General features: G+C 37.4%; 10 protein-coding genes. 9 read left to right on the top strand and 1 reads right to left on the bottom strand.

Annotated elements, in window-relative coordinates:
• Positions 1 to 96 precede the first annotated feature (96 nt).
• The gene (locus BMX63_RS07920) at positions 97 to 1014 is read right to left on the bottom strand and encodes a TIGR01777 family oxidoreductase (protein WP_093133801.1); all 918 of its coding nucleotides are present in this window, start codon (positions 1012 to 1014) and stop codon (positions 97 to 99) included.
• A 54-nt stretch (positions 1015 to 1068) separates the two neighbouring features.
• On the opposite strand from BMX63_RS07920, the gene BMX63_RS07915 reads away from it, so the two are divergent.
• From BMX63_RS07915 to BMX63_RS07875, 9 genes are all read left to right on the top strand, one after another.
• Positions 1069 to 1473 carry a thiol-disulfide oxidoreductase DCC family protein gene (locus tag BMX63_RS07915; RefSeq protein WP_177167240.1) on the top strand — a complete coding sequence of 135 codons (405 nt, stop codon included), beginning with the start codon at positions 1069 to 1071 and terminating at the stop codon, positions 1471 to 1473.
• A 122-nt stretch (positions 1474 to 1595) separates the two neighbouring features.
• Positions 1596 to 3170: a tRNA (N6-isopentenyl adenosine(37)-C2)-methylthiotransferase MiaB gene (gene miaB, locus BMX63_RS07910; protein WP_093133796.1), complete on the top strand. Its 1575-nt coding sequence runs from the start codon at positions 1596 to 1598 to the stop codon at positions 3168 to 3170.
• 1 nt (position 3171) lies between these two features.
• A complete protein-coding gene (locus BMX63_RS07905; protein WP_093133793.1) occupies positions 3172 to 3600 on the top strand; it encodes a YlbF/YmcA family competence regulator in 429 nt (142 codons plus the stop codon).
• A gap of 539 nt (positions 3601 to 4139) precedes the next feature.
• Positions 4140 to 4703 (top strand): outer spore coat protein CotE, encoded by a 564-nt coding sequence (cotE, locus tag BMX63_RS07900; protein WP_093133791.1) that lies wholly within the window; start codon positions 4140 to 4142, stop codon positions 4701 to 4703.
• Positions 4704 to 4917: 214 nt separating this feature from the next.
• On the top strand, positions 4918 to 7506 hold the full coding sequence (mutS, locus tag BMX63_RS07895) for a DNA mismatch repair protein MutS (protein WP_093133788.1): 2589 nt from the start codon (positions 4918 to 4920) through the stop codon (positions 7504 to 7506).
• A 37-nt stretch (positions 7507 to 7543) separates the two neighbouring features.
• Positions 7544 to 9379 carry a DNA mismatch repair endonuclease MutL gene (gene mutL, locus BMX63_RS07890; protein WP_425441464.1) on the top strand — a complete coding sequence of 612 codons (1836 nt, stop codon included), beginning with the start codon at positions 7544 to 7546 and terminating at the stop codon, positions 9377 to 9379.
• A gap of 193 nt (positions 9380 to 9572) precedes the next feature.
• On the top strand, positions 9573 to 10514 hold the full coding sequence (miaA, locus tag BMX63_RS07885; RefSeq protein WP_093133783.1) for a tRNA (adenosine(37)-N6)-dimethylallyltransferase MiaA: 942 nt from the start codon (positions 9573 to 9575) through the stop codon (positions 10512 to 10514).
• A 32-nt stretch (positions 10515 to 10546) separates the two neighbouring features.
• Positions 10547 to 10771, top strand: coding sequence for an RNA chaperone Hfq (hfq, locus tag BMX63_RS07880; protein WP_093133780.1), 225 nt, complete (start codon positions 10547 to 10549; stop codon positions 10769 to 10771).
• Between the two features lie 192 nt (positions 10772 to 10963).
• Positions 10964 to 11890, top strand: a complete 927-nt coding sequence (locus tag BMX63_RS07875) for an AAA family ATPase (RefSeq protein WP_093133778.1) — start codon at positions 10964 to 10966, stop codon at positions 11888 to 11890.
• Positions 11891 to 11892 lie beyond the last annotated feature (2 nt).

Here is an 11892-nt window from a genome sequence, read left to right as displayed (position 1 = left end):
TCCGGGGAAAGCGCATAATGTGAGCAAAAAGATAAATATTTTCGGTTTTCCGACAAAATTCAGGAACTGTAAAAGAAGGTTGGCTTCCCTTTGAAGTCAACCTTCTTTGGTGGCTAAAATCTGTTGGAGGGCTTGTTTACATGTTGAATATCGATACTCAAATCCATACATTAACGCTTTTTTCGGAACTACCTTTTGTCCTTCTGTCAGAAATTCACTCATTTCACCAAAAACCATTTTTAACATCCAAGCTGGGGCTGGGAACCAATGTGGTCTTCGTAATGCCTGACCAATACGTTTCCCTAATTCATTCATTTGAACAGGGTGGGGAGCTGTAATGTTTATTGGTCCCTTAATGGTTTCCTGCTGAATAATGTAATGAAACAGGCGTACTAGATCATTCATATGTATCCATGACACCCATTGTTCACCAGAGGCCACTTTGCCACCTGCAAATAAATGATAGGGCATCATCATACGCGGAAGCGCCCCTCCATCATCCCCCAATACGATACCCAGCCTCGCTATAACTGTTCGAATTCCTAATTGTTCAGCCTGGCTTGCCTCCTGTTCCCACATCCTGCAAACTCTGGCAGGAAAACCATTTTGAAGCGAATCTGATTCTTCAGTAAATTCTTTATGATAAGAATAGCCATAAATCCCTATAGCAGAAGCATTGATAAATACTTTGGGTTTTGTTTCAAGTTCCTTCATAATCCGAATCATTTTACGTGTAGTTTGCTTTCTGCTCTCATAAATCTTTTTCTTCTTATTCGAAGTCCACCTTCCTTTATTAATTGGTTCACCAGCTAGATTGATAATCACATCTATTTGAGGAAGGTTAGGCAATGTATGTTCATCCTGGGTAAACCATGTGATATAGTGAAGGAAAGGAGATTTTTCCCTCTTACCGTATGATCTTGTGAGGATATAAATATGGTGTTCCTGTTGAATCATGGATTGCACAAGATGGTGACCAATAAATCCTGTTCCACCAGCTATTAATACATTCACACACAAAGACTCCTTTCATGTTCAGGTATAGACTTAATAGAGGAGGCGTATGATTTGCAAAAGGTCCATCAAGACTTAATCGTATTTTATGATGGTTGGTGCCCAATCTGTCTAAAGGCCAAAACAAAGATTGAAAAAAACGATAAACAACATCAAATTAAGCTTTTATCCATTCGTGATCCAGTGATATATAAACATTATGACTTGAGTGGAAAAAATGTAGAGGAGCGTATTTACAGCGTTCGAAAATCGGATGGTAAAGCATTTTCGGGAATCCATACGATTTTAGAAATTGCCAAACGCCTTCCTAAATACAAAATCTTTGTCCCTTTACTTTATATGTCCATTGTACTTGGATTAGGACAAAAAGTATATGACTATATTGCATCTAAACGGGAGATTGTTCCAGTAGGTAAATGTAAAGATGAGACCTGTACTATTCATTATAAGGAAGAGTAAAAAACGGATACTTATAAGATTCTGCTAAAAAGTATGAATAGATAGACAAAACAACATTTTCATTTTTATCATTGGGCTGATATAATAATACAGTTAGAAGGTTTATGGAAAGGAGTTTTGAAATGAACGAGCAACAGCGTAAAGAAATGTCGCAAATACGTCAAGGAAATCCAGCGGACGTAAAATCCGACCAGGATAATCTTGAGCGCTTAAAGAAAAAGAATTCTGATGATTTTGTAAAATATTTCCAAACTACATACGAAACTCCAAATTTAAACAAAGCAAGAAAACGTGGAAAGCAAGATGTAAAATATCATGAAGATTTTACCATCCCTGAAGAACTTCAGAACATCGGGAAGGGTAAAAAATACTTAATACGAACCTATGGCTGTCAAATGAATGAGCATGATACTGAGGTTATGGCAGGTATTTTAACTGACTTAGGCTTTGAATCAACAAGTGACGCCAATGATGCAGATATTATTTTATTGAATACATGTGCTATCCGCGAAAATGCGGAAAACAAGGTGTTTGGTGAGCTAGGACATTTAAAACCACTTAAACAGAATCGACCAGACCTGATTTTAGGTGTATGCGGTTGTATGTCCCAGGAGGAATCCGTTGTCAATAAGATTTTAGAAAAGCATCAGCATGTTGATTTAATCTTTGGTACTCACAATATTCATCGTCTTCCTCAACTTATTCAAGAGGCCATTTTTGGTAAGGAAATGGTAGTGGAAGTCTGGTCGAAAGAGGGAGATGTCATCGAAAATCTTCCAAAGGCCCGAAATGGAAAAACAAAAGCATGGGTTAATATCATGTATGGCTGTGACAAATTTTGTACGTACTGTATTGTACCCATGACCCGTGGTAAAGAACGTTCCAGAAGACCTGAAGATATCATCCAGGAAATTAGACACCTGGCTGCACAGGGCTATAAGGAAGTTACATTATTAGGTCAAAACGTTAATGCATATGGAAAAGACTTACAAGACTTGGAGTATGGATTAGGGGATTTGATGGATGAAATTCGAAAAATCGACATCCCGCGGGTTCGTTTTACCACATCACACCCTAGAGATTTTGATGATCGTTTAATCGAGGTACTCGCTAAAGGAGGTAACCTCATGCCTTACATTCATTTACCGGTACAATCCGGAAGCTCTGAAGTACTGAAAAGAATGAATCGTAAATATACGAGAGAAAGCTATCTGGAACTGGTTCGTAAAATTAAAGAAGCGATTCCACACGCAGCCTTAACAACTGATATTATTGTTGGTTTCCCGAATGAAACCGAAGAACAGTTTGAAGAGACTATGACTCTTTATGAAGAAGTTGGTTTTGAAGGGGCTTATACATTTATTTACTCACCACGTGAAGGTACTCCTGCTGCTAAAAAAGAAGATAATGTACCGATGGATGTGAAAAAGAAACGTCTATATCGATTGAATGAACGGGTCAATAAATATTCTCGTGAAGCATTGAAAAAGTATCAGGATAAAATTGTTGATGTTCTTGTAGAGGGAGAAAGCAAAAACAACCCGGATGTGTTGGCTGGATACACTCCTGAAAGTAAACTTGTGAATTTCGAAGGACCTAAATCAGCAATTGGCCAGATTGTAAAAGTGAAAATTACAAATACAAAAAGCTGGACTCTTGATGGAGAAATGATAGAGGAAGCTGTAGAGGTGAAATAATATGGCAGAATATACACGTAAAGAAGTTGTAGAAGAAGCAAATAAGCTTGCCAATATGCTGGCGAATATTGAAGAAATTGATCGTTTTAAGAAAATTGAAGCCAAACTGAATGAAAATCAAAAAGTACAGGATTTAATTAGAAGAATTAAAGCGATGCAAAAGCAAGCCGTAAATCTTCAACATTATGGCAAAAAGGAAGCTCAACAGAAAGCTGAAAAAGAATTAGAACGTCTTCAGAATGAGTTAGATGAAATTCCGGTTGTAGCTGAATTTAAAGAAATCCAGGTTGTAGTGAATGATATACTGCAAATGATTACAGGTACCATTGCTCGTGAAGTGACGAATGAAATTGTCCGGTCCACAGGTGGAAATGTTCTAAGTGGTCAAACCAAAGCCCAACAAGAAAATAGCTTAAGCCACCATCATTAAAAAAGTCAGCCTTATTGCTGGCTTTTTTTAATGATAAAAGGATGTTGTTCCCCGTTTTTATTCTATTTTAGCGGTTTAAATTTTGTTGTTTTACATTTATATAGATACGGCTGGCGAAACTTTAACCATCGGCATATTTATAGTTTAAGAAGGATAAAAAGGGAAATGATGCTGAATTAACTTATAATTTTCATGATAGAACTATTCGCTTAATCTTCTTAAAAAGAGGTTTTAAAATTTTGAAATCAGGATCAAAAAATTTCAAAGCAGGCATAAAAAGCTTTCTTACTGGCAGAAATAAATGTGATTTCAGCTTTATTATGGTATTCAGTAATGATTTCCGGAAAATGATGATTGATTCGTTTGAATTTGGCTTATGTCACCTTCCTTTTCTTTATACACACAATCACCCATATCTGCATAAGCTTTAGTAGACAGATAACTAGTTATTAAAAAATGATTTATTCAAGATTGATGCACTTCGGGCGGATGCCTTGAATAAAATGTCATGGAATCAAATTGAAGGAGGGTAAACGTACATGTCAATGGTTGATAAAGAAACACGCCAGATTATTACGAAAGCAGTGATTGGGAAAGGCAAGAAATTCAAAGAAGCAACACATACAATAACACCGCACCACAGTCCATCAAGCATCTTAGGTTGCTGGGTTATAAACCATCAATATAAAGCAAGGAAAAAAGGGGATTTTGTTGAAGTTTCTGGAAGCTACGAAGCGAATGTTTGGTATTCCTATAATAATAATACAAAAACCGAAGTGGTTAGTGACCGTATAAATTATACCGATCGCATTCCTCTTGTTATTAAAGATGAAAACAGTATTTCAGATGATTTAGAGGTTATTGCACGTGCAACACAGCAGCCAAACTGCTTAGAATGTACAATTAATGAAGAGGGCAATCGAATTATTGTAGAAGTAGAAAGAGAATTTGTTGTTGAAGTTATCGGAGAAACCAAAGTGGTCGTTAAACTGGACCCACATGGTTATGTAGATCATGATGATTTTGAATATGATGAATTAGAAGCTGAACTTGCTGACGTAGATCCTGATGTTTCATCGTCCCATACAAGTAAAAATGATTAATCATTCCCTTATTTACCTGGCTCTACAAAAGCCGGGTTTTTCTTTTTGGCTGTTTTCGCAGTGTATGTTGTTCTGCAACAATCTGTTAGAAAACAGCCTTTTGTATAAATCATTATTTCTTTTTGCTTGAGTCTCTAAAGAATACGAATAGATATGCTATAATAAATAGATGTAGAAATAGATTAAACGCAAGCATAAATGTGGGGGAAGTATAATGGCTCACTATACGCCAATGATCCAGCAATATTTAAATATTAAAGAACAATATAAAGATACATTTCTATTTTTTCGTTTAGGTGACTTCTATGAAATGTTTTTTGATGATGCTTTATTAGCCTCCAAAGAACTGGAAATCACTTTGACGAGTAGAGACGGGGGAGAGGAACGAATTCCGATGTGTGGAATTCCTTATCATTCCTCTGCCAATTATATTAAAAACCTGATAGAAAAAGGCTATAAAGTGGCAATCTGTGAACAAGTTGAAGATCCAAAGCAGGCAAAAGGTGTTGTTCGAAGAGAAGTTATCCAAGTTATTACTCCTGGTACTGTGATGGAAGGAGATTTGTTAGATGAAAAGGAAAATAACTTTATAGCTTCACTTACTCCAATTGGCAACGAGCAATTTGTAATTGCTTATAATGATCTTTCTACTGGTGAAAATAGCGTTTCTTTTATACTTGATGGCTTCGAATCTGTGCTAAGCGAATTTTTTAATCGGCCCGTGAAGGAAATTGTCATACCACCGGATTTTAATGAAAAATGGACAGAAACGCTAACGCAGCGATTAAATGTAACCATCTCAAAGGAAGATAGAGTAGATATCCCGGAAGAAAATTTTGATTTAGTTCGTCATTTAAACCAGCAGGATTTAGTGATGGGATTTGGACGGTTGTTTCAATATTTAGCTCGTACTCAAAAACGGGCCATGACCCATTTGCAGCCTGTACAATACGTTGAACTCAGTCAATATATGAAACTGGATATGTATTCAAAGCGTAACCTGGAGCTGACCGAAACCATCCGTAAAAAAGGTAAGGAAGGTTCTCTGCTATGGGTATTAGATAAAACGGTAACGGCTATGGGTGCAAGAATGATGAAAAAGTGGATTGATCGTCCTTTATTATCGACGAAGGAAATTACCAAACGCCAATCACAGGTAGAAGGGCTGCTTGAGCAATATTTTGAACGGGAAACACTACGAGACGCTTTGAAAGAGGTTTATGACTTAGAACGCTTGTCTGGTAGAGTGGCCTACGGAAATGTCAATGCACGGGATTTAATTCAGTTAAAGAAATCTCTTATACAGACACCTGAAATTGTTCAGGTTCTAAAAGAATTTCGGCAGGAGGAACTTGCTGAACTGGCCGATTCGATTAATCCGCTTGATCCTTTAAAAAATTTACTGGAGCGTAGTATAGCAGAAACACCACCCCTCTCTATTAAAGAGGGAGATATTATTAAGGATGGCTATCATGAGCTGTTAGATCAATATCGTGATGCATCAAGAAATGGTAAGCAGTGGATTGCTGAGCTTGAACAGAAGGAAAGAGAAGAAACGGGCATTAAGTCATTAAAGGTCGGCTACAATAAAGTATTTGGATATTATATTGAAGTGACCAAAGCCAATCTTCATCTCATTCCTGAAGGTCGTTATGAGAGGAAGCAGACGTTAAGTAATGCAGAGCGCTATATTACACCTGAATTAAAGGAAAAAGAATCCTTGATTTTGGAATCAGAAGAAAAAAGTGTTGAACTTGAATATGAGATTTTCATAGATATTCGAGAGCAGGTAAAATCATATATCCCTCAGTTACAACAGCTGGCAGATCAAATGAGTCAATTGGATGTGTTACAAAGCTTTGCTGTAGTAAGTGATGAAAATCGCTATATCAAACCTTCGTTTACCAATGGACATAGACTTCATATTGAAAACGGACGTCATCCAGTAGTTGAACAGGTCATGAATGATGATCATTTTGTTCCCAATGACGTGCGGATGGATGAAGAGCGCGACATCCTTTTAATTACAGGCCCGAATATGGCTGGTAAAAGCACATACATGCGTCAGCTTGCTCTAATTGTTATTATGGGACAGGTAGGCTGTTTTGTTCCTGCTGATTATGCTGAAATTCCTGTCTTTGATCAGATTTTCACTAGAATAGGTGCAGCTGACGACCTGGTGGCAGGTCAAAGTACATTCATGGTCGAAATGCTGGAAGCAAAGCATGCGCTAACGAAAGCAACAGAAAATAGTTTAATATTACTCGATGAGATTGGACGAGGGACAAGCACATACGATGGAATGTCCCTCGCTCAGGCAATTGTGGAATATATTCATAATCATATTCATGCCAAAACATTATTTTCAACCCATTATCACGAGTTAACCTCTTTAAGCGATTCATTGAAAAGGTTAAGTAATGTGCATGTAAAAGCAGAAGAGCATGATGGAAATGTCGTTTTTCTTCATAAAATACAGGATGGTGCTGCAGATGAAAGCTACGGAATTCATGTAGCTAAACTGGCCGAGCTACCTTCAGGTTTAATTGAACGGGCTTATGAGATTTTAAAACATTTTGAACAACCAGTATATCAGCAAAAAGCATCAACGAAAGAGGAAGAACAGCTAAACTTCTTTGCTGCAGAGGAAGTTTCTGAGAAAAAAGGAGAAACTAAGCAGAAAAATGATGTTTCTAGTAAAGAGAAAGCAATTATGGATGAATTAAAAGGCATAAATCTAATGAATATGACACCAATGGAAGCGATGAACACCTTATTCTCTATTCAACAGAAATTAAAGTAGAAGAAGGGAGGTAATGGGATTGGGCAATATCCAGCTAATGCCTGATCAGCTTGCTAACAAAATAGCAGCTGGTGAGGTAGTAGAAAGACCAGCATCCGTTATTAAGGAACTGGTTGAAAATAGTATTGATGCCAATAGTACGTGGATTAAGGTCGAACTTGAGGAAGCTGGTTTATCCGGTATAAAGGTGAGTGATAATGGCGATGGGATGTCTGCTGAAGATTGTGAAAAAGCTTTTCTTCGTCACGCAACGAGTAAAATTTCATCAGAAGGAGATTTATTCCGGGTTCGTTCACTGGGATTTCGCGGGGAAGCCTTAGCCAGTATTGCAGCTGTGAGCCGGTTAAGTGTCCGTACTTCAAATGGGAAAAAAGCAGGTACACAATTAGAAATTGAAGGCGGTAAACTCATCTCTCGTGAAAAGAGCGATGCTAGAAAAGGGACAGATATCCTTGTTAAAGATATTTTCTTTAATACACCAGCTCGCTTAAAATATATGAAAACTATTCATACAGAACTAGGGCATATTACAGATGTACTAAATCGAATCGCTTTATCCTATCCCCATATTCGTTTTGAGTGTATTCACAATCAGAAACGTTTATTTTACACTTCCGGGAGAGGAGACCAGCGCCAGGTTATTGGTCAAATCTACGGGATGCAAACGGCTAAAAAAATGCTGCCGATCAAACATGAAACCCTGGATTTCAAAATAACCGGCTATGCAGCTCGTCCTGAAATAACAAGAGCAAATCGCAATTATATTTCCAGTATAATTAACGGACGTTTTATTCGAAATCCTATGATTAATAAAGCCATACTAAAGGGATATCATACGTTGCTACCGATAGGCCGTTATCCGCTTGTCGTCATTAATATTGACATGGACCCTTATCTGGTGGATGTCAATGTCCATCCAAGTAAATTAGAAGTAAGATTTAGTAAGGAAAAGGAATTGTTTTCGGCTATTGAAACAGCAATAAAAGATGTGTTTAAACAGGAAACGTTAATACCTGAACCAGTACCAAAACAATCACAAAAGGACCAGACGGAGCAAAGCTATTTCACCTTTGATAATCAGCGTTCCAAGGAATCAACAGCCCCGGATATTCCCTGGAATGATTTACTGACAAAAACAGAAGAATTTCCTGAGAGACAGAAAGATTTTTCTGAAACGGATTATTCTATGGATGACACTGAGTCTCCTTCCGTTCAGGAGTCATGGTATTCAGCTTCCGAAGAAAACTTGGAAGACGATTATGTTCCTGAAACACAGAAGGATGAAAAAGAACGTGTACCTGTGTTATACCCTGTTGGACAGGCTCACGGAACCTATATCATAGCACAAAACGATCAAGGCTTGTATTTAATTGATCAGCATGCTGCTCAGGAACGCATCAAATATGAGTTTTATCGTGAAAAGGTGGGCATAGTTACAGAAGAGCTCCAGCAGCTGCTCGTTCCGTTAACATTTGAATTCTCAAAACAGGAAGCCATTTTTATTCAAGCTCATCAGGAGGAGTTAAAGCAAGTGGGACTCTTTTTTGAGCCATTTGGAGAGCATACCTTCATTATTCGGTCCCATCCTCAGTGGCTGCCAAAAGGAGAAGAAGAGGAGACGATTCGGGATATGGTCGATCAAGTGCTGGAAAATCAAAAGGTAGATATTAAACAATTACGTGAGGATGCCGCTATTTTAATGTCGTGTAAACGATCGATTAAAGCTAATCATCATCTTAATTATGATGACATGTTCCGACTGCTGGAAGATTTACGCCAGTGTCAGGATCCTTTCACATGTCCTCATGGTCGCCCTATAATTATCTTTTTCTCTGAATATGAACTTGAGAAAATGTTTAAACGTGTTATGTAATGAATCCTTTTATACTTACCCAACCAAAATGAGCAGATACGTTCAGGTATCTCTCTTTTGATTGGTTTTTACACGTTAAAAATCTCTTTTGTAAAATTTTGCATATAGATCCACATCGTGTATAATATGAGAAACAAGTGATTGTACTTTTAGTAAGTGTAATAGCTTGTTTAGGCATCTGGAGGTCTGCGAAATGAAAACAAATGTCGTTGCTGTAGTCGGACCTACTGCCGTTGGAAAGACGAAGCTCAGTGTAGAATTGGCTAAGCGGTTTAAAGGAGAAATAATCAGCGGAGATTCTATGCAGATTTATAAAGGTTTAGATATCGGAACAGCAAAAGTAACCGAAGAAGAAAGACAGGGAATTCCTCATTATATGATTGATATCAGGGATCCGTATGAAGATTTTTCGGTTGCCGATTTTCAGGAGCATGTACAATATTATATTGATACTATCCATGAACGTGGACTCCTTCCTATTTTAGCTGGAGGAACAGGTTTATACATACAATCTGCTTTATATAATTTTAATTTTTCGTCTCATAAAAGGGATGATCAATTTGAACAGAAGATGATTGCAGCCATTAATGAAAAGGGGATTGAACCTTTTTACAACAAACTTATGAAGGTTGATCCGGAACAAGCAAAAAAAATTCACCCGAATAATCGACGGAGGGTTATCCGTGCTTTAGAGGTTTATGAAAACACTGGGTTAACCATGTCCGAGTTACAACAGAAACAAGCAGATGAGTCTCCTTACAATCCTATTTTAATTGGGCTCTCAATGGAACGGGAGGAATTGTATAAAAGAATTAATCAAAGAGTCGATCTTATGATGGAGGAAGGCCTTTTAAAGGAAGCCAAAAAGCTTTATGATAAAGGGCTTAAGAATGCTCAGTCGATGCAGGGAATAGGATATAAAGAATTTGTTCCTTATTTTTATGGAGAGTGGACCTTATATGAATCCATTGAACGGTTAAAACGAAATTCTCGAAGGTATGCGAAACGTCAGTACACATATTTTCGTAATAAAATGGATGTCCATTGGTACTCGATTTCTGAGTCCACTATTCAGGAAACTTTTTCATTAATTTTTCAGGATTTAGAAGGAATGCTTCAAAATTTCACGAAATAATCAAATATAGATAATTAGAGGAGGAAAATTTCATGGCACAATCTGTGAATATCCAAGATCAGTTTTTAAACCAAATTAGAAAAGATCACACTCCGGTCACCGTTTTTTTAACAAATGGCTTTCAATTAAAAGGGGTAGTAAAGTCTTTTGATAATTTTACGGTTCTTTTGGAAGTAGATGGTAAGCAGCAATTAATTTTTAAACATGCGATTTCAACCTTCGCACCGGTTAAGCAAGTCACTCTGGAAAAAGAATAAGATGAGCATAGCGGATGCATAAGGAGCATCCGTTTTATTGTGTCCAAGTTACGTCGTGGTGAAAGGCGCACCACTACGTGAATTCTGCTTATGCCGCCTGACCTAATCAGTCGCCTTCGCTTTTCTTAATAGGCTGGTGTCACAAAAATCCTTTGTTTACGTATAGTAATCGTAGATAAGGGGTGAAGTGAATTGAATTTACAGGCGAAGCGGAAGGGTCAGATCAATGTTGTGTTACATGATCAGGAGAATCCAAACACATTAAAATCCTATGAAATTACCCATAATAAAGATCAGCGTTTCCGTTTTATTGATCAGGCGTTTTCTTCATATATTGGAATGGAAACTTTAAAGCATACATTAAAGGAAATCTATGCGAAAGTTCTTGTGAATCGAAAAAGAGAAGAAGAAGGATTAAAAGTTGAACAGCAAATGCTTCATATGCTTTTTAAAGGGAACCCCGGTACCGGAAAGACTTCAATTGCAAGGGAGATCGCTCGATTATTTCATCAAATGAATTTGTTGTCAAAAGGTCATTTGATTGAAGCTGAACGTGCTGATCTCGTTGGTGAATATATCGGACATACTGCTCAGAAAACCAGAGATTTAATTAAGAAGGCCATGGGCGGCGTATTATTTATAGATGAAGCTTATTCTCTAGGAAGAGGCGGAGAAAAGGACTTTGGTAAAGAGGCCATTGACACATTGGTTAAACACATGGAGGATTACCATCAGGACTTTGTCTTGATTCTGGCAGGTTATCCAAATGAAATGGATCACTTTTTATTCCTCAATCCTGGATTAAAATCAAGATTTCCGATTATTGTAGACTTCAAAGACTATACAGTTGATGAATTGTTGGAAATTGCACAAATTATAACTGAGCGAAAACAATATGAATTGACTCAATCTGCTTATTTTAAATTTAGAAATCATTTAAGGGAATTGCAGGATCTTCAAAAGGATAATTTTTCAAATGGAAGGTACGTTCGAAATAAGGTAGAAGAAGCAATCAGGAGGCAGGCTCTGCGCCTTGTTGCAACTAATCGGTTTGGTGCAAAAGATTTAGTTTCATTAAAACCGGAGGACTTTGATTTTAAGAATGAAACTTACCCGTAATT

The sequence above is a fragment of the Salinibacillus kushneri genome, from assembly GCF_900111405.1.
GTDB classification, from domain to species: Bacteria; Bacillota; Bacilli; order Bacillales; family Alkalibacillaceae; genus Salinibacillus; species Salinibacillus kushneri.
This window is presented reverse-complemented; position numbering and strand designations above follow the sequence as displayed.